20 protein-coding genes are annotated in these 20,259 nt (G+C 32.2%); 6 read left to right on the top strand and 14 right to left on the bottom strand.

Features of this window, described 5'->3' with window-relative positions; all coding sequences use genetic code 11:
* The first annotated feature begins 124 nt into the window (after positions 1-124).
* The gene (locus tag KFE69_08060) at positions 125-295 is read left to right on the top strand and encodes a hypothetical protein (protein UTW41467.1); all 171 of its coding nucleotides are present in this window, start codon (positions 125-127) and stop codon (positions 293-295) included.
* Here the strand turns inward: KFE69_08060 and KFE69_08065 are convergent.
* From KFE69_08065 to KFE69_08075, 3 genes are all read right to left on the bottom strand, one after another.
* Positions 292-594 (bottom strand): hypothetical protein, encoded by a 303-nt coding sequence (locus KFE69_08065; protein UTW41468.1) that lies wholly within the window; start codon positions 592-594, stop codon positions 292-294. The two genes, KFE69_08060 and KFE69_08065, sit on opposite strands and share 4 nt — an antisense overlap.
* A gap of 159 nt (positions 595-753) precedes the next feature.
* Positions 754-1,644 (bottom strand): TIGR01777 family oxidoreductase, encoded by an 891-nt coding sequence (locus tag KFE69_08070; GenBank protein UTW41469.1) that lies wholly within the window; start codon positions 1,642-1,644, stop codon positions 754-756.
* Between the two features lie 12 nt (positions 1,645-1,656).
* Positions 1,657-2,370 (bottom strand): zinc transporter, encoded by a 714-nt coding sequence (locus KFE69_08075; protein ID UTW41470.1) that lies wholly within the window; start codon positions 2,368-2,370, stop codon positions 1,657-1,659.
* Positions 2,371-2,551: 181 nt separating this feature from the next.
* On the opposite strand from KFE69_08075, the gene KFE69_08080 reads away from it, so the two are divergent.
* Entirely contained in the window at positions 2,552-3,862 is a 1,311-nt protein-coding gene (locus KFE69_08080; GenBank protein UTW44038.1) for an NCS2 family permease, read from the top strand.
* A 5-nt stretch (positions 3,863-3,867) separates the two neighbouring features.
* Here the strand turns inward: KFE69_08080 and KFE69_08085 are convergent, their stop codons facing one another.
* The 10 genes from KFE69_08085 to KFE69_08130 form a co-directional block, all read right to left on the bottom strand.
* Positions 3,868-5,307 (bottom strand): hypothetical protein, encoded by a 1,440-nt coding sequence (locus tag KFE69_08085; GenBank protein ID UTW41471.1) that lies wholly within the window; start codon positions 5,305-5,307, stop codon positions 3,868-3,870.
* A 121-nt stretch (positions 5,308-5,428) separates the two neighbouring features.
* Positions 5,429-5,704 carry a hypothetical protein gene (locus tag KFE69_08090; GenBank protein ID UTW41472.1) on the bottom strand — a complete coding sequence of 92 codons (276 nt, stop codon included), beginning with the start codon at positions 5,702-5,704 and terminating at the stop codon, positions 5,429-5,431.
* A 107-nt stretch (positions 5,705-5,811) separates the two neighbouring features.
* A complete protein-coding gene (locus KFE69_08095) occupies positions 5,812-5,991 on the bottom strand; it encodes a rubredoxin (GenBank protein ID UTW41473.1) in 180 nt (59 codons plus the stop codon).
* A gap of 56 nt (positions 5,992-6,047) precedes the next feature.
* A complete protein-coding gene (dinB, locus tag KFE69_08100) occupies positions 6,048-7,130 on the bottom strand; it encodes a DNA polymerase IV (GenBank protein ID UTW41474.1) in 1,083 nt (360 codons plus the stop codon).
* 43 nt (positions 7,131-7,173) lie between these two features.
* Positions 7,174-7,971 (bottom strand): class II glutamine amidotransferase, encoded by a 798-nt coding sequence (locus tag KFE69_08105; GenBank protein UTW41475.1) that lies wholly within the window; start codon positions 7,969-7,971, stop codon positions 7,174-7,176.
* 113 nt (positions 7,972-8,084) lie between these two features.
* On the bottom strand, positions 8,085-9,692 hold the full coding sequence (locus KFE69_08110) for a hypothetical protein (protein UTW41476.1): 1,608 nt from the start codon (positions 9,690-9,692) through the stop codon (positions 8,085-8,087).
* A 35-nt stretch (positions 9,693-9,727) separates the two neighbouring features.
* Entirely contained in the window at positions 9,728-10,654 is a 927-nt protein-coding gene (locus KFE69_08115) for a hypothetical protein (GenBank protein ID UTW41477.1), read from the bottom strand.
* Positions 10,655-10,799: 145 nt separating this feature from the next.
* Positions 10,800-11,984: a formate-dependent phosphoribosylglycinamide formyltransferase gene (gene purT, locus KFE69_08120; protein UTW41478.1), complete on the bottom strand. Its 1,185-nt coding sequence runs from the start codon at positions 11,982-11,984 to the stop codon at positions 10,800-10,802.
* A gap of 38 nt (positions 11,985-12,022) precedes the next feature.
* Positions 12,023-13,075 carry an L-threonine 3-dehydrogenase gene (gene tdh, locus KFE69_08125; GenBank protein UTW41479.1) on the bottom strand — a complete coding sequence of 351 codons (1,053 nt, stop codon included), beginning with the start codon at positions 13,073-13,075 and terminating at the stop codon, positions 12,023-12,025.
* Positions 13,059-14,270: a glycine C-acetyltransferase gene (locus KFE69_08130; protein ID UTW41480.1), complete on the bottom strand. Its 1,212-nt coding sequence runs from the start codon at positions 14,268-14,270 to the stop codon at positions 13,059-13,061. The genes tdh and KFE69_08130 overlap by 17 nt, the downstream gene beginning before the upstream one ends.
* Positions 14,271-14,528: 258 nt before the next feature.
* Here KFE69_08130 and KFE69_08135 point away from each other — a divergent pair, with 258 nt between their 5' ends.
* Positions 14,529-14,723: a hypothetical protein gene (locus tag KFE69_08135; GenBank protein UTW41481.1), complete on the top strand. Its 195-nt coding sequence runs from the start codon at positions 14,529-14,531 to the stop codon at positions 14,721-14,723.
* Between the two features lie 7 nt (positions 14,724-14,730).
* Here KFE69_08135 and KFE69_08140 read toward each other — a convergent pair whose 3' ends face one another.
* A complete protein-coding gene (locus tag KFE69_08140; protein UTW41482.1) occupies positions 14,731-15,030 on the bottom strand; it encodes a hypothetical protein in 300 nt (99 codons plus the stop codon).
* Positions 15,031-15,267: 237 nt separating this feature from the next.
* Between KFE69_08140 and KFE69_08145 the strand changes: the two genes are divergently transcribed.
* Genes KFE69_08145 through KFE69_08155 form a run of 3 tightly spaced genes read left to right on the top strand, consistent with a single transcriptional unit; the run spans position 15,268 to position 20,238 of the window.
* Positions 15,268-15,786: a disulfide bond formation protein B gene (locus KFE69_08145; GenBank protein ID UTW41483.1), complete on the top strand. Its 519-nt coding sequence runs from the start codon at positions 15,268-15,270 to the stop codon at positions 15,784-15,786.
* 21 nt (positions 15,787-15,807) lie between these two features.
* The gene (locus tag KFE69_08150) at positions 15,808-17,055 is read left to right on the top strand and encodes an efflux RND transporter periplasmic adaptor subunit (protein UTW41484.1); all 1,248 of its coding nucleotides are present in this window, start codon (positions 15,808-15,810) and stop codon (positions 17,053-17,055) included.
* Between the two features lie 60 nt (positions 17,056-17,115).
* Entirely contained in the window at positions 17,116-20,238 is a 3,123-nt protein-coding gene (locus tag KFE69_08155; protein ID UTW41485.1) for an efflux RND transporter permease subunit, read from the top strand.
* Positions 20,239-20,259 lie beyond the last annotated feature (21 nt).

Genomic DNA, 20,259 nt, shown 5'->3' on the forward strand with positions numbered 1-20,259 from the left:
ACTTAGCTATCGCACTTTTAAACACCTCTCTTGATAATTGAGCAATTTCTTACTAAATCAGTAACTTTCATCCTTTGCAAAGCGACATAAGCACAATAAGATTAAATTACTTGTTATTTCAGGTTTGAATGATAAACAGATTAATCAAACTAAATGGTATCATAAGAATAAATTATTAGGTTATAAAGTACAATTATCACCAAAGCTATTATGGGTTAAAGTCTTAAATGCAGGACATACTATGCCAACACAACAACCTTTAATTTCAGAAATTATTAAAAGCTTTATAGCTTAATGTACCGTCGCATTAAAGATATCATGATTATCGTTAATAGATAATATTTCAAAGGGTTTAATTAATTGATTAAATAAGTAGCCATCAATTTCATCTGCATCAACATAGTATTTATTTAACCAAATACCTTTACTAGAAATATCTTTTTCATAAGAAATACCATAATTCATTTCAGCAATACATCTAGCTTCCATTTCATCATCTGCTTGTACAATTGCAGATTCAAAATGTACACTATTAGCATTCCAAAAAGCAGTTTCTAATATCTCTTCTTTAGGTGTTAATTTGTAATATTTCATGGCAACCCCTTTGTCATTTAAGTAACTTTAAAATATAATTGTGATCAGAAAAAATAGTTCAATTTTTCGTATTAAGTATGATAACTGATAATATTGCTATAATACTAATTTTAATCTGATTTTTATGCAAATAAAATAAAAATACTTTATTTTAGATTATTATTTCTTAATTAAATCATACAACGCTGCTTCAATAATTGGATAATCAAATTTAAATCCACTATTAAGCAATTTTTCAGGTTTAATATTTTGTGAACTGAGTAATAACTCTTCTCCCATTTGTCCAAAGAGTTTTTTTACTAAAAATTTTGGCATTGAAAAAATTTGCGGTCGGTATAATAAATTACATAGTACCTGAATCAGCTGTTTTTGTGTACATGCTTTAGGTGCTGTAAGATTAAAAGCACTATTGATCATTTCATGATTAATTATATGTACAATAGCACGGCATAAATCATCAATATGAATCCAAGATATTAGTTGCTTACCATCACCAATTTTCATACCTAATCCAAATTTAGCAGGTGTAGTTAATTTAAAAATCATGCCGCCGTTTTTTCCCAATACAACACCAAAACGTAGAATACTATATTGTTTTAAATTTGACTCTGTTAGCATACTTTCCCATTTATGTGTCACTATCTGACTAAATGAATAACTTTCTTCATCTATTTGAATATGGTCATCTTCAGATTGTGTTTCATCTGAAAAGGCATAATAACCAATTGCACTGGCATTAATTAACCATATTGCTTTATTACCAATTAATTCAACTAACTTTTTAGTCGGTTTAATACGGCTATCAATAATTTTAAACTTTGTTTTAGGAGACCATTTTTTTTCAGCAATACCATAACCACATAAATTAATAACAAGATCAAACTGTGAAATATTTGATTCGTTTAATTCATCCCAAATTAATACAGCTGTATAACCTTCAAGATCTTTTTGTTTCTTTCTTGATAACAAAGTTAATTCATGCCATTGAGATAAAAATTTAGCTAAAGTACAACCAACAAACCCTGAGCCACCAGCAATTAAAATTTTCATAAGCAAACCTTTTTATGAGATTAAAAGTACGATTAAAAAACCAATAAAAAACATTGAAGTTGTAAACTTTGTATCGTGTAATTTATGTGCTTTAACTAATAATTCTTCAACAACCAAATATAATAATGCCGTTACACCAAAAGCAATAATACCAATTTGCCAGTGGCTGGATAAATGAGATACAACACCATAACCTATCACTGCACCAATAATAATTAATAATGCCATAATTAAAATAATACTCATGCTTTTTGTTTTAGAAATCGATTGTTTTTGCATGTCAATAATAACAGATACGCCTAAAAATAATGTTTCTAAGGCTAAAGCTAAAGCGATTATAATCCCACTTCGTTCATTTGCTAAATAACTCACCCCCACCAATAAACCATCAATAAATAGATCAATTGCTACAGCTAAAATTAACCCTAATGGTAATTGCTTTTCTTGTTTATCTGCTTTTTCAAATTTATGATTAAAGTGATCAATAATTAGCATAACAATAATACCTAATATAAAGCCTATTGCTATATCAAGTTTCATCATATGTGATAATAAAATTGGCACTAATTCAACTGCAACTGCTGCAATAACGATACCTGCAGCAAAATGTTGAATTGCGCTTGTTAGTGTTTGACTTGGTGTTTTATAAATCGCAATTAAACTACCTAATAACATTAATACTGCTGGAATTGCTGTTATTGAAATAATCACTGCATATGCCATCATATCAACCTTTGAATAATCCTTATAGAAATTTCACCTATTACTTTAAATTAGATAATAAAAAGAATCCAGCTATGTTATTTTAATCAATAATCATAAAATATTTCTCTACTTTTTGAATCAATTGGTTATAATACAGCCTTTCACAATGAAAAATAACTACATATGAGATAACTCAATGCAAATGATCGCTCGATATTTTAATTTTAATCGTGAACAAACTAATTTTAAAACTGAAATTGTTGCCGGCTTAACCTCTTTTCTTGCTGTAATGTATATTATTATCGTTAATTCAAAAATTCTATCACTTGCTGGAATGCCATTTAATGCACTAGTTACTTCAACCGTTATTATTAGTGCATTTGCAACGATTGCCATGGGATTATATGCAAAAAATCCTTACGTTTTAGCTCCAGGCATGGGTATGAATGCTTTTTTCACATTTACCATTGTTAAACTATGGGATATTGACTGGCATGTTGCACTTGGTGCTGTACTATGGTCAGGTATTATTTTTTTACTTCTTGCAATTTTTAATATTAGAACGAAAATCATTCAAGCAGTTCCAAAATCCATACAAAATAGCTTAGGAGCAGGCATTGGTTTATTTATCACATTAATTGGTCTTAAAAATGCACATATTATTGTTCCTTCTGAAGCAACTTTAATTAAATTTGGTCACTTAAGCCCTGCATTTTTCGTTTTTTTAGTATCCTTTCTACTGCTTATCATTTTAACGGTAAAAAATATTAAAGGCGCAATGATTATTAGTATTATTTTTGCAACGATTATCTCATTACCATTTGGTCGAATTGTTGATTCAACACCCCTATTGGTTTCATTACCAGATCATATATTTTCAAGCCCTGATTTTTCATTATTTTTTCAGTTGGATTTATGGGGTGCATTAAAGCTATCGATTGTACCTGTAATTTTAACTTTTTTATTTATTAATATTTTTGATTCAAGTGGTACTTTAATTGGCTTAGCCCACTCTACCAACTGGATTGATAAAAAAGGTGAACCCTTAAGAATGCGCCAATCTCTTTTGGTTGATTCAGCTGCTTCTTCTGTCTCTGGTATTATTGGAGTCAGTCCTGCTACTGTATTTGTTGAATCTGCTAGTGGTATTGCTGCAGGTGGTAGAAGTGGCTTAACAGCTGTAATAGCGGGGCTTTTATTTTTACCTTTTATGTTTTTAGCACCTCTAATTGATATGGTTCCATTATCTGCTGTAGCACCTATATTAGTGTTAGTCGGCTGTTATATGATGCGCAGTATTGTCAATGTAAACTGGGATAATATTGAAGATGCTATTCCTGCGTTTTTAACTGCAACTTTAATTCCTTTCGGTTTTTCAATTTCTGAAGGTGTTGCTTGGGGTATGATTGCTTGGTTCGCTATTACACTTGTGCAAAATAAAAAACACATTTCATTAATGAGCCTTTTTATTACCATTTGCTGCGCATTAATTATTATTAATAATATGGCTTAATTTAATTAACCAACTGACATTACATCACTATTAAACTCTTTATCACTACCATCAGTTGAGTAACTATAAAATAGTGTATCTGAGCTACTACTTAATGCCAAAGAAGAAGGCTTATCTTTACTTTCAGGTAATGGTGGTTCATCATCTACAGCCATATCACTAACAAAAGGGCAGTCAATAGACTCTAATGGCTTATCGTGCTCTATCCATATCATATATGATGGATGATCAATACCTACACCTGCCCCCGCTTTACCAGTATTTTTAGTAGTAACTACGTTTTGTAATGCTGTACCATATGCGCATTTTACATCATCATACTCTTCAAGTATATTATCTTGCATAAAGTATGTCATACCACCACCACTGGAAGTTTTAATCACTGTCCCATTTTTAGTCGAGCCATTAACTGTTGGTGCTTTTCCACCACTATTTAATGACAAAAAATTAGTATCACCATGAAAACCGACCATGTTAATATCATGCTTTGTTTTTAATTCTTCCTTAACAGCTCTCATAGCTACATTCACCGCCTCAGGATCTTTGGCATATTCATTTGGAATATGCACAATTACATTAGCATATGTTTGATCATCAATAGCATACTTAGCTATTAAACATTTATGTTTAAGTAATACTTCCTCCTCAGGGCAAAGAATTGCATATTGATCAATACCAACAGTAACACTAGTTTTCTTACCTACTTGACTAACTGCAATATCTAAAGTCGATACATTAAAATACTCAAGATAATCCTCTCGAATATAAGCGGACATAGACTGTTTATGATCAATTTGGTTTCTAGCATTAACACCATCAAAGCGCTGCACTTTGATAAATTTATGATCTTTTCCATGATTGTTTATAACCATTTCAGCTGGTGCAATATGCCCTTCTAATATTGTTAATACATGTGGGGTTGCCTTTCCTTCTAACTGTAACTGTACTGACTCAATAAACCCCTTTTCATCTATAGCAGCAGGAATTGATTTTGTTTTCTTAATATGTTGATCAACTAGAGACTTTTCACTCTCAGTCATACCAAAATATTTTCTACTGTCATCACAACTTGATGAAGAAGATAATGATAAACTTAAAGAGCTATTTGATTCAAATGATGTTGTCCTTTTAGCAACTGAATTATATTTTTTAGCGAAACTATGTGTTGCCTCTCTTGATATGACGGCTATTCTAATATATCGCTGATCGTCTATATGTCTAATATCAGAGATTGGTTGTGAGTCTTCAGAACTATCATCTGAATAATAAATACTATCGCTTAAACCAATAGAAGCCCTTAATGATGTTGATTTTTTTATTTTTTTCATTTCAAGAACTTTCCGACGCTTCTCTTGAGGACTAATATCTGGTTTTACAGCAATAATTTCAGAAACGCTAGCTTTAGTACTAATTTTTGCGCCAATAGTGGCTTTTTTACTTGGCATTTTAATTGCAACCCACTACATACTTTATTACATTAATTTAAATTATTAAATTTATTATACAATAATCAAATGTAATTTGAAATTTTAAAGTAAGTTTTTATTATAATTTTATATTCCTATATTAACTATAACCTTTATAGTTTAAATAGGTTGTTGCGACAATATAAATAATAGAAATAGCCAAACCAATCACGCATAATATCACTGCGATACGAATCATTGAATTTGTTGTTTTGCGACGAGCTAATACCCCTGAAATTAACCCCAGAATACTCACAGGAAGCCCAATATAAGGCCATGACCAAGTGATTAGACTAATAATACCTAGAACTAGTGCAATAACACATTCAACTGTTACTTCAGTACTCATCTGAGTTGTATCATCTCTATTTTCCATAATTGATATACCCTCATTATCTAGTTATATAATTTATAATCGAAAGTATAGTTGAAAAATCATATTTTTGAGCAAGAAAATCAAGTCGTGTTTATAAAGTTATATGATTAAATTTCAATCATTTCGAAATCTTCTTTACTGACACCACAATCAGGGCAAACCCAATCATCTGAAATATCTTCCCACTTAGTTCCTGGCTCAATACCATCTTCAGGCCATCCTTCAGCTTCATCATAAATAAAACCACATACAACACACATATAACGCTTATAATCAAGTGATGACATAATAAAAACCCTTTTTCATTTTTTTAGTATTACAATTTATTTTTAAACGGCCCTTATCATAACAAAACTTGCGCATTTTTCATATCATCAAATGACAATGAAGTCTGTTTAACATCTTCCATTTCTCCAAACCTAACACCAATACCAACTAAGCGTACCGCTTTTTGATGATGATTCATTGCATAAGTTAATAATTCAATAAACTTAGTCTCATCTGAAAAAGAAGAAATACACTCATTGGTTGTTTGGGTAAAATCTGAAAACTTTAACTTAATAAACTGTTTATATATGGGTTGGTTGATTTTTTCTAAGCGCATATGAAGCTTTGCCATTAATGGCTTCATATACTCTAATGCCCCATCAAGTGATGCTGTATTTCTAAATAATGTATGCTCTACACTAACTGATTTACGTTTACGATTAGGTTTAACTTCTCGATTATCAATACCTCTAGCTTGTTGGTATAATATTTGACCAAAAGAGCCAAATATTTCATTTAAAATTGTTAAATCATAGCGCTGTAAATCTCCGCATGTTTTAACACCTAATCGTGATAGTTTTTCTAATGCCGACTTGCCAACACCATGAATTTTTTTTACTGGCAAATGATAGATAAAAGCATCAATTTGCTCTGGCGAGATAACAAAAATACCATTTGGTTTATTCCAGTCACTAGCAACTTTAGCTAAAAATTTACTGGGGGCAACACCTGCTGAAGCTGTTAAACCTTCAGAGTCTGCTATTTTTTCTCGAATACTCTCAGCAATCCAAGTTGCGCTACCTTTATATAAAGGACAGTCTGTTACATCAAGATAAGCTTCATCTAATGACAATGGCTCAACTAAATTTGTATAAGTTTTAAAAATACGACGTATATTGTCAGAAACTTGACGATATTTAGCCATATTTCCTGATATTAAAGTTAAATGCGGACAAAGTTTTAAAGCTTGTGCTGTTGGCATAGCTGAATGCAACCCATACTCTCTAGCCTCATAATTACAAGTTGCCAAAACACCACGTTTTTCTGCACTACCTCCAACAGCAACTGGTTTAGAAATTAACTTTGGATTGTCTCTCGTTTCAACAGCTGCATAAAAACAATCCATATCAATATGAATAATTTTTCGCATCTTTTGCATAGATTACCTCTTAAGTAAAATAGTATTATTAAAATTATGATATTTATAAAGGTTCAATCGTCACCTGTTTATTATTATCAACAATAACGATACAATTTTCATCAACTTTCTTCCATTTATGCGCGTTATAATTACTCAATGGCTCTGAAGCAACAATAACACTTTTATTATTATTTTTTTCAAGTTCTGAATAAAATAATGAACAATGCTCTGTCTCAAAAGCATACTTTGTTGCATACAGTATATTACCATCTGTTAAAGCAATATTAATTTCTAACTTTTTATCAACATGATTATATTGTTTTTGCAGTTGTGTAATTCTATCTAATGCATCTATAATCGCCTCTTTCATAGATAAACCTTTTTTTATCATCCTTTGCAAAATCATTGCAAAGAAAAACTCACTGTCTGTATGCCCTGCAATATGGGTAAAAATATCATCATCTAATTCATCTATAATATGTCTTTTTACCGACTTAAAATCATGAATTGAGCCATTATGCACCATAGAATACTGTTCATAGGCAAATGGATGGCAATTACCAATACTCACATTACCTTCTGTAGAATAACGAATATGCCCTAAAACACAGTCTGATTTTACTTTTGCGGCAATATTGCGCAAATTCATATCATTCCAGGCTGGTCTAATTGATTTAAAAATACCTGGCTTATCATCAATATCATGATTATACCAAGCGATTCCAAAGCCATCTGCATTAACACGATGAAGACCTTTCTGTGCATGAAAACTCTGCATAATTAATGAATTTTCAGGATCTTCTAAAATTGTTTTTAAACAAATTGGTTCATCTGATAAATAAGCAACAAAACGACACATATACTTGGTCCTTATTTTAAAATATAATGATTACCTTAAGTATAAAGTACTATTCTATTGATCATATAATTATTTAACAAATTTAGCTATTTCTAAATTAGTGAAGCATATTATTAAATAGTATGTTGAATATGTTGATAGAATTTTTCCGTTACATCACTTCTAAAAAATAAGTTAGTCACTGATTTGAAACCTTGTGGGTTAGCTTCTTCATTAATAATATGCTTTATATTAGCTAAAGTAGCGACTGAATCATTTGGCAGCATAAAAGCACCATTACTATCTGAAAGTTCACTCCATAGTCTATTTACGCCATTAGAATCAATTACACCTGAATCTAATTTTGATTTAATATCTTTATAAATGCTATATAACGACTTTAAGCTTTCTGTTTGTTCACCTAACTCTATATTTCTTGTTGCATTTATAAATACATCTACCGCTTTATAATTACCAATACTTAAACCCATTTCAATTGACTCATATGGTGATAATAATTTTAATTGGCTCTGAAAGTCTAACTTGCTATTTAAAAGTGACTCAATATAAATATCTACCATTTCATATTGATTTAAATAGATCATAGTATCTAAAACACAATAGTTACTATTACTAACCTTCCCACGATAGATTGGTTCAAATTGTTCACTTGTAAAATCAAATTGATTTATTTTTTCAAAATATGCTTTAACCGTTTGAGTTTCTCCTCTAATCATTGCAGTTGCTACACCCGCAAATTTACCTAAGATTTCTGCATAACAAAGTTTAAATTTTTCATCTAATGGCATGTTTGTAGTTCTAATCGTTTCAAGATAAGCTGATACGGCTTCATCATAACCATGTTCTAAAGCTAGTTTTAATAAACTACTGTCACCTGCAGCATTAGATATATTTTCAATTAATGGGTCTTCAAAAGACTTTTCAATGCCATTAACTGGCTTGGTACTGGCCATCAACTCAACATTTACAATGATTTCTTTTTCATCATTTGGTGTCATTGCCAAACCAATATAACCTAATAAATCTCTAATATTGTCTTTTATTATTACTTCGTCATGATCTACTAAATAATATTTTTCTCCATCAAAGCTTAAATTAATTCTATGTCCTATATTAGAAATATGTACAGAGTTACCCGGCTTCGTTAATAATCCTTCAAGGTACTCAAGCATCGATTGTCGATTAAATATCTTAACTCCCTTAGCTTGAAGATGAACCTCTTGATCTAAACTGCAATTAACGTTGCTTTTATTTATTAATTGATTTGCTTTACTAATATTTTGCTCATCTTGAAAGATAGCTATACTCTCTAAAAATGGTTTAACAGAGAGAAGTAGTTGTTCTGTTTCACTTAACCCGTCTTGTTGAAAGCGCTTGCTTTCAATCTCATTTAAAGCATTAATCAAATATTTATTTTCAAGCTGTTCAACTAATTCAAGAAATTCAGCATACTCTGGATTATCTGGATCATCATTAGCTTTATGATATAATTGATTGAAATTTTGTATATCATACCCCATATCACTTGCAAGCTGATCAAAACTTACAAATATATTTTCATCATTAATACGAATATCATGGTGCAATAAATCTAAGATATTTAAAAACTCTTTAATTTTACCATTTGTATTATAATAAGCAGCTGTTGAAGCAATACCTGCACAAGCACCCTGTTTATTATATGGAATATTATATAATTCTAAAGCTTGTAAAATACGCATGATGCAACCCCATTTTAAATCTTAGTCAAATAACACTAATTTACTTGACTATATAGCTCAACAATCTGCTCCATATTCAAATTTTTGTTTATTTCATGATATAGTAATATCAAATCACTACTTGAGTCCTGAAGATCAAAGTAACCACGTTCATCAGAAAGTCTTTCTAATAATAATTTAACTTTTGTAGATACGATATAATCGTTACCTTGAAATTTAGCTAGTACTCCATCTAAGTGAAGCTCTGTATTTATTTCACTAGAAACTATACTTTTACCCATTTGGTCATAAATATAATATAATTTACTTATTATATCTAATTCAGGTATATAAAAATCTTTAATTTGATCAAAGTATAGTGCCACAACTTGATGCTGATTATTCCTTATTGCAGCGGATATTGCATTCATACCATCGAAATTTTTTGCCAAGATTAATTCAACTTTATCTTTTTCAGATAGTTCTGAATATTTAATTAGTTCAATATAAGTTTTAACTGCCTGGTAGGATCCATTTGTCATAGCGATATAAAGCCCTGGTGTGCCAAATGGTTGATTTAATGCCAATTGTATTTTTTTAGTTTTATCATCACAATCTGAATCTAATATCTCATTTACATAGAAATAAACGAGTTGATAATAATCATTGATCAATGACTGATATAACAAATGATGTGCCGTTTGCTGAAATTTATCATTAATTAATAATAACTCTTTAACATCTTCTAATAGTAAATCTGATTCAAGGATTGCCGTTACATAAGCATTGACAATCTCACATTTACTATCTAATAAAGCTGACATTAATCCAGGCATTAATGTATGATTTTTTGCCAATAGTAAATTTTTTCTCTCATTCAAGCTATAATCTGAATTAATAATCTGCTTCATTAATTGCCCTACTGCACTGCAATTATCATCATTTTTAGCATTCATTAATTTAGCTAATTGATTTAGACTCATTTCACAACCCAATACATTATTATAATTATTTTAATAATAATACAATATTTTAAATTATTTTGAAATAAATAAAATGTAAAATAACTAAACTTAGCAAAGATTTATTCAATTAGATATGATTAATAGTTTGATATTGATAGAATTATTAATTAACTAATGAAATTGAATTCGCTATTTTTTCAGCTCTTTCTTTTGCTTGATCGACTGTATCAGCTAACGCTAATGCAACGCCCATTCTTCTTAGTCCATTAATATTAGGCTTTGCAAATAAACGAATATCACTTTCTTGAATCAGTAACGCATCTTCAATACCACTAAATTGTGGTTGATTCGATTGACCATTTAATAAAATAGCAGCCGATGCACCAGGCCGTATTGTTTTAATTTCACCGATTGGTAATCCTAAAATGGCTCTTAAGTGTAACTCAAATTCATTCATATTTTGAGAACATAAAGTAACCATTCCCGTATCATGAGGTCTAGGTGAAACCTCGTTAAAATAAACTTCATCACCTTTAATAAATAATTCCACACCAAATAAACCGTAACCACCTAATGCATCTGTAATTTGCTTTGCAATTAGTTGTGCTTTTTTAATTACTTTATCTGTCAATAGATGTGGTTGCCATGAAAGTCGATAATCCCCTTTAATTTGTATATGTCCAATTGGATCACAAAATAAAGTACCTTCTTTAGGATGTCGAACTGTTAATAATGTAATCTCACTATCAAACGGTATAAATGTTTCAACAATAACTCGTTTTGAATGGCCTCTTGCACCTTCTTGCGCATACTGCCATGCTGAGTCAATATCTTCTTTACTTTTTAGTATTGATTGGCCCTTGCCTGATGAGCTCATTAACGGTTTAATGACACAAGGAAGATCAATTATTTTAACTGCATCTAAATAGCGTTCATAAGTATCAGCAAATTTAAACTCTGAAGTTTTAAGATGCAATTTATCTGATGCAAGCTTTCTAATACCCTCTCTATCCATCGTTAATTGAACTGCTTTAGCACAAGGTACTACTTTAAAGCCCTCTTCTTCTAATTCAATTAATGCATCTGTTGCAATTGCCTCAATCTCAGGCACTAAGTAATCAGGTTTTATCTCTTTAACAAGTACTTTTAGTTGATTTTTATCTTGCATATCTATTACAACTGACTGATGTGCAAGATGCATTGCAGGCGCATTGTCATAACGATCAATAGCAATCACGTAAATACCTAAACGCTGTGCAGCAATTGTAAATTCTTTACCTAGTTCACCTGAACCAAGTAACATTATTTTTAATTGCGACTGAGTTTTTGCCGTACCAAGACAAAACATAGAACTTATCATCCTTTTATTTATATTTTAAATCTAGTTTATGACCAATCAAGAATCACTTTACCACATTGACCAGATTTCATAATTTCAAAACCTTCCTTGTAGTCTGCTACAGGTAATTCATGCGTAATAACATTAGAGACATCTAACCCACCATCTAACATGCTAATCATTTTATACCAAGTTTCAAACATCTCACGGCCATAAATACCTTTCAGCTTAAGGCCTTGCCAGACAATTTTATTCCAGTTAATCTCAACTTCTGAGTTACCGGCAATACCTAATATAGCAATTCTTCCTCCATTACTCATCGAGCTAATCATCGCATTAATTGCCTCATGATGGCCTGAGACTTCAAGACCAACATCAAACCCTTCAGTCATATTAATTTTTTTCATTATCTGCTGTAGTTTATCTGCTTGATCAGACGCTTTAGGTAGATTTTTCACATTTAATGTAACATCCGCACCCATTTGCTTTGCCATTTCTAAACGATAATCATTAATATCTGTAACAACAATACGCCTTGCTCCTACATGGCGACAAACCGCTGCTGCCATGATGCCAATCGGGCCTGCACCAGTAATTAAAACATCTTCACCAATAAGATCAAATGATAACGCAGTATGCACAGCATTACCAAATGGATCAAACATACTTGCAACACGATCTTCAACAAATTCTGGAACTTTAAAAACATTGTCTTCTGGAATCACTAAATATTCAGCAAAAGCACCTTGGCGATTAACACCCACGCCAACCGTATTAGGACATAAATGTCGCTTACCTGCTCGACAATTTCGACAATAGCCACAAACAATATGTCCCTCACCTGAAACACGATCTCCTACTTGATAGCCTGTCACTTCAATACCTGTCTGAACAACTTCACCAACAAATTCATGACCAACTGCCATCGGGACTGGAATTGTTTTTTGTGCCCATTCATCCCATAAATAAATATGTAAATCTGTGCCACAGATCGCTGTTTTTTTAATTTTAATTAAAACATCATTATGACCGACTTCAGGCTCAGCAATATCAGTCATCCATATGCCAGGTTCAGCTTTTAATTTAGATAGCGCTTTCATGTTTTATAATTCCCATTTCTCGTGCAACAATAGTAAATGCTTTAATCGTTCTTTCTATCTGCTCTGGCGTATGACTAGCTGACATTTGGGTTCTAATTCGCGCAAGGCCTTTAGGCACAACAGGATAAGAAAATGCAATTACATAAATGCCATGCTCAAGTAACTTATCTGCAAAAACACTCGCTTTTTTCTCATCATAAATCATGACAGGAATAATTGGATGCTGACCAGGAATTAAGTCAAAACCAGCCTTTTCCATACCTTCTCTAAATAGTTTTTGATTTCTTTCTAAATTTGCTCTTCGAGCATCAGCATTTTCAGCTAACTCTAGTGCTTTAATTGAAGTTGCTGCAATCGCTGGCGCTAATGCATTTGAAAATAAATAAGGACGAGCCTTTTGCTTTAACATCTCAGCAACTAACCCTTTTGCCGAAACAAACCCACCTGAAGCGCCTCCTAATGCTTTACCTAATGTGCTTGTAATAATATCAATACGACCTTCAACACCACAATAAGCAGGTGTACCACGTCCTTTATCACCAATAAAACCTGATGCATGAGAGTCATCAACCATTACTAAAGCATTGTATTTATCTGCTAAATCACATACACCTTTTAAATTTGCAATAATGCCATCCATTGAAAATACCCCATCGGTTACAATTAGTTTAAAGCGACTACCTGCTTCATCTGCTGCTTGTAACTGTGACTCTAAATCTGTCATATCATTATTTTTATAACGAAAACGTTTTGCTTTACATAAACGCACACCATCAATAATACTTGCATGATTTAGTTGATCACTAATAATTGCATCTTCTGCTGTTAAAAGCGCTTCAAACACACCGCCATTTGCATCAAAACAAGAAGGAAATACAATCGTATCATCCATTTTTAAATAACGTGTAACTGCATTTTCCAAGTCTCTATGTACTTTCTGTGTCCCACAAATAAAACGTACTGAAGATACGCCATAACCATACTGGTCTAATGCATTTTTTGCAGCTTGTACTAGCTCTAAATTATCTGCTAAACCTAAGTAATTATTTGCGCAAAAATTAATAACCTCAGCCCCATCTGTTAGGCCTATTTCTGTTGATTGAGGTGTTGCAATAATACGTTCAGCTTTATAGGTTCCAGCTTCTTTAATTGCCTCAATTCCATCATTTAAATACTCATAAAATGCTTTATTCATAATGCTTTGTCCCTTATTTAATCAATTTAAATGTAATGATTTATTCATAACCAAATTGTTGCCTTGGATTATAACGATGACTGGCTGAAATAACAAATTAAAAGCATAAGCAAAAATCATTATGTCTTATCAAAATATGTTAAGTGTATTAAAAGTTTAAAATAATACTTTACAAAATCAACAAACCATTACAACCTAAAAATAAGACGCATTGCTTGTTGAATTAAATATTAACTTAATCTTAAAGGGAAGTGCAAAATGTCAAATACAAATGACAATGACCGCGTTTCAGTATCTAAAAATAATAATGAATGTAAAACTGAAGAGGCCGCATTTAAAAATTGGATTCAGACTGAACGAAAGAAAGGATTTAAAGAACCACAAAGTATATTTCAGCAAGCCAAAACTTTATTAGACCAAACAGTTAAAGCTATTCAAAGTTGTGATGGGTAAGAATAACTTAATTTAAGTTTCCATCAAAAAAAGCTTGCTTACCGGCTTGGTCATTTTGTTGTTGGTACTGATCTGCTTGAGAAGTAGTACTATCTTGATTTGTATTACCATTTGCAGGAACCGCAACAATACCGGTTGGCGTTGAAATATATTGTGGCTCAACTCCCATATTTTTCATTACAACACCAGAAGTCACTGCAACAGCAGTCTGCCCTGCACTAATTGCAATTGCATCTGAGACATTATCTGCATAAGTAACATTTAAACATACAGCGAATATAAAAATTACTCTCTTTAATAAATACATAACTAATCTATCTCTATCAGTATACTACTTTATAAGTTTAACGCTTTTAAGATTGAATAAAAAGTCACATTATTTTAACAAATAGGTTATTGAATAAACGATTTTGAAATTATCAAACCTTTTGATAAGCAAATTATTGTTTTCTGCCTAAAAACAATAGTAATTTAGCTTTTTTGTTCTATACTATCGTATGCATATTAAACCATCTATAATGTAAATTTTAGGAATTTGAAAAGCGTGACTAAAAAAGGCAAAATGCGGCTATTCTATTTTATAAGCTTTATTATCGCAATATTTGCTGTTGTATTTGCTGTGTATTTTCAAATCACAGACCATTTAAGCCCTTGCCCGCTTTGCATCATGCAACGCATTGCCTATTTATTAATTGCTATTTTTTCACTGATCGCATTAATACATGCCCCGATAACTAAAAAAGCAAATCTTACCTATTTGATTTTGCTAATGCTATCAACAGCTTTTGGACTATATATTGCAATTCGCCAAGTTTATTTAGAGTATTATCCATCAGCTGATACTCATGGTTGCGGCGTTGGCATTGGTTATTTATTTTATAACTTGCCATTTAAAGATTTTTTACTATTAATGTTTAATGGCTCAGGAGATTGCGGTGCATTTACTTGGCAATTTTTAGGGTTAAGTATGGCGTTTTGGAGTATGATTGTTTTTTTAATATTAATGATACTTTACTTTCTTAGCGCAATGCATCATATTATCAAGTTTAAAAAGTTAAGTTAATAAAAGAAGAAGGATACTAAAATGACAGAACATGAGCAAAAATCGGGAATTAGCCGAAAGAAATTTATTATCTTTGCTATTTGTCTAGTAATATTTCTAGTCATTTTATTTGGTGGCATTTTTGGCTTTGGTAGCTTTATTAATGCCAAAAAGAGTGAGACATTAGCTAGTTTTGTGTTCCCTCCAACTGAAATCTCTGCTACAAAAGCTAAAGCACAAGACTGGCAGAAATATATTGAATCAGTTGGTACTGTTGCAGCTATTAATGGCGTTAATGTCACCTCTCAATCTTCTGGAAAAATTACTGAAATTAACTTTAAATCCGGACAAATGGTTAAAAAAGGCGACCTTCTGTTTAAAATGGATACAAGTGAACTTGAGGGACAGCTAAAACAAAATAAAGCAACTTTAGAAATCGATAAAATTACTTATGATAGAAATAAAGAACTTTATGAACAAAATGCTGTTTCTAAACAAACATTAGATACAGACTATGCTAGCTATCAAGGGTCAATTGGTAGCGTTGAATCAACACAAGCTCAAATTAACTATCTTCAAGTACATGCGCCATTTAGTGGTAAAATTGGTATCCGCCAAATTAATTTAGGTGAATACTTCCAAGCCGGCAGTAATGCAGCAAGTTTAAACCAAATTGATCCAATCTATGTTAATTTTAATATTACAGAAGCTGATGTTGATAAAATAAAACTTGGCCAAACTGTTGAATTAACAACATCCAGCTTCCCTGGTAAAACATTTAAAGGCACAATCACTGCCATTGATTCTCGCTTATCTGATGACACGCTAGGTCTTCAAGTCCAAGCTACTGTTAAAAATAGTGATACTAAAGCACAGTTATTACCTGGTATGTTTACAGATGTTCATGTCATGTTAGGTGTTGACGAAAATGTTGTTGTTATTCCACAAAATGCGATTACTTATACTTTATACGGTAACTCTATTTATATCCTAACACCTGACATGAAAGATGGAAAACCTGTAAAAGGTAGTTATACAAGCATGGCTAGTGGTACAGCTAAAATTGTTGAAATGAAACAAGATCAATACACAGCGAATGTACATACGATAAGAGTCGGAGAAACTCGAGGAAATCAAACTGAAGTTTTAAGCGGTGTGGAAGCTGGTGATATAGTGGTTACATCAGGACAATTAAAACTTAAAAATGGTGTTAAGGCTGTAATCAATAATGACGTAAAACTTGATGATGCAACTTATCAACAAACGGAGAAAGCTAGTGGGCTTAATTAAAGTGACATTTAATACTAGTAGAAATTTACCTTTTAATTTAGGCTTAAAGAGGCAAGCTATATGAAATTTACCGATATATTTATCAGGCGACCAGTACTGGCAACGGTAATTAGTTTATTAATCGTTGTTGCAGGGTTGGGGTCCGTTTTTAGACTGCAAGTAATGCAGTACCCACAGATGACTAATACAACCATTACAGTAACCACCTCATACCCAGGTGCTAGTGCTGATGTAATTCAAGGTTTTATTACCACCCCACTTGAACAATCTATTGGTAGTGCTGATGGTATTGACTATATGACATCATCAAGTGTTACAGGCCTAAGTACGATTACAATTTATATTAGACTTAACTATGATCCTAATGCTGCCCTGACTGATATTACTGGTAAAGTTAATGCTGTATTAAATCAGTTACCTGATGCAGCAGAATCTCCGACAATTACAAAAACAACAGGTGATACTTTCCCATCACTTATTTTAAGCTTTACAAGTAATAACTTAAACAAAGAAGAGATTTCAGCTTACTTGAATAATGTGCTAACGCCTAAAATTTCAGCACTTGGCGGCATTTCACAGGTTCAAATCTGGGGTGACAAACCTTATTCAATGAGAATTTGGCTGAACTCAAAAAAAATGGCACAGTATAATATCACTTCTTCTGATGTTTATAATGCTTTACAAACAAATAGCGTTATCGCTAGTGCTGGTACACTTAAAACACCATTTCAAACAATCACCATTAATGCTAAAACAGATATGCACAGTTCGGATGAGTTTAAGCAGTTAATTGTTGCAAATTTCAATGGCAACCCAATACGCTTAGGAGATATTGCTAAAGTAGAACTTGGCGCTCAAGATTATACATCAGAGGTAACTTATAACGGCATTCAAGGTGTATTTGCTGGTATTTTGGTTGCACCTGGTGCAAACCAGTTGAGTGTTATTAATAATGTTATGGCAAATCTACCAAGCCTTGAAAAACAATTACCAACTGGGCTAAAACTTAATGTAGTATATAACTCAACAACCTATATTAGCTCAGCTATCGAAGAAGTTGTCAAAACATTAATTGAAGCAGTTATTATTGTAACCATTGTTCTTTTTGCTTTCTTTGGCTCTCCAAGAACTTTAGCAATTCCAATTATTACGATCCCATTATCTATGATTGGTGCTTTTTTCCTTATGGATTTGATGGGCTTTTCAATTAATCTATTAACCCTACTATCGATGGTATTAGCTATTGGTCTTCTCGTTGATGATGCTATTGTTGTACTCGAAAATATTTATCGGCATGTTGAAGAAGGCAAAACACCATTTGAAGCTTCTATTATAGGCGCTAGAGAAATTGCTGTGCCAGTTATTGTTATGACACTAACCCTTGCTGCAGTTTATGCGCCAATTGGTATGCTTGGTGGTTTAACAGGTAGTTTATTTACTGAGTTTGCTTATACCTTAGCAGGAGCTGTGATCATTTCAGGTATTATTGCATTAACATTATCACCAATGATGTGCTCTATGCTAATCAAACCATCTGTGTTAGAAAGTCCAGTTGTTAAGTTTGTTGACCGCGCTTTTGATAAATTAAAAAATATCTACCACAAAGCACTTGTAACTGTATTGCATGTACGAATCCTAATGATTGTATTAGCAATTGTTGTTTTTGCTAGTATTTATTATTTATTTGCTGGCACAAAATCTGAACTAGCGCCTCAGGAAGATCAGGCATTTATTGGCATTATGGCACAGGCTCCAAGTGCCGCTAACATCAACTATCTCTTGGGTTATAATAAGCCAATTGAAAATATATTTGAAAAATTCCCTGACCAACAAGCTTACTTCTTAGTTAGTGGCTTCCCAACTAGCTCACAAATGTTAGGTGGAATTATACTAACGCCTTGGAGTGACCGCAATCAAACACAAATGGTACTTGCCAAACAACTACAGAATCAAATCAAATCTGTTTCTGGTGTTAATACTTATGTATGGCAACAAGCATCACTACCTGGTACACCATTTGGCCCACCAGTATCATTTGTTTTAACTTCTACTCTAAATCATGAACAAATTAACCCATTGGCTAATGAGCTGATCCAAAAGGCACAAGAAAGTAAATTATTCCTGTTTGTTGATAGTGATTTACGATTTGATAACCCTCAATTAGATATTCATATCAATCGTAATAAAGCATCTCAACTAGGTATCAGTATGCAAGATATTGCTAATACTTTGTCTGTCTATTATTCTGGCTATTACAGTAATTACTTTAGTATGCTAGGTTATAGCTTCCAAATTATTCCTCAACTACCTGATAGCTTACGACAAACTAAACAGCAGCTGAAAAATTTATATATTGAAACATCATCAGGCGATCTAATACCTTTATCTGCCGTTGTTACATTTACTGATTCGTCTCAACCATCAAGTTTAAATCGATTCCAACAATTAAACTCTGTAACCATTAGTGCAGTACCAATCCCTGGTGTCACACAAGGCCAAGCACTTGACTTCCTTAAATCAACTGCACAACAAATCTTGCCTAACGATGTAAGTTATGATTATGCAGCTGGCTCACGTCAATACATGCAAGAAGGCAACACCATGATATTTGCCTTTATGTTTGCTATTATTCTTATCTTCTTGATGTTAGCAGCTAAATTTGAAAGCTTCCGTGACCCAATTATTATTCTTGTTACAGTCCCACTATCTATTTGTGGCGCTATGATACCACTGTATATAGGCTCCCATTTAGGTGTTGACTATACAAGTATTAATATCTATACAGAGGTTGGTCTTGTAACTTTAATTGGTTTAATTTCAAAACATGGTATCTTAATTGTTGAATTTGCCAATCAATTACAAGAAGAAGGAAAATCTAAGCTCGAAGCTATTGAACAAGCTGCAGCAATTCGCCTAAGGCCCGTACTAATGACAACTGCTGCAATGGTTGTTGGTGTTCTACCATTATTATTTGCTTCAGGCGCAGGTGCTGAAAGCCGTCATGCCATTAGTATTGTTATCGTGTTTGGTATGATTATTGGTACAATGTTTACTTTATTTGTTGTCCCTTGCTTCTATATGTATCTAGCCAAAGATCGTAAAGCCTTTATGCGCAAACAGTATGAAGAAGAACAAATTATTGAGCGAATCAATATCGAATTAAAAGAAAGTAAAGCACACTAAATAAATAATAAATAATAAATA

The sequence above is a fragment of the bacterium SCSIO 12844 genome (assembly GCA_024397935.1).
Classification (GTDB): Bacteria; Pseudomonadota; Gammaproteobacteria; order Francisellales; family Francisellaceae; genus M0027.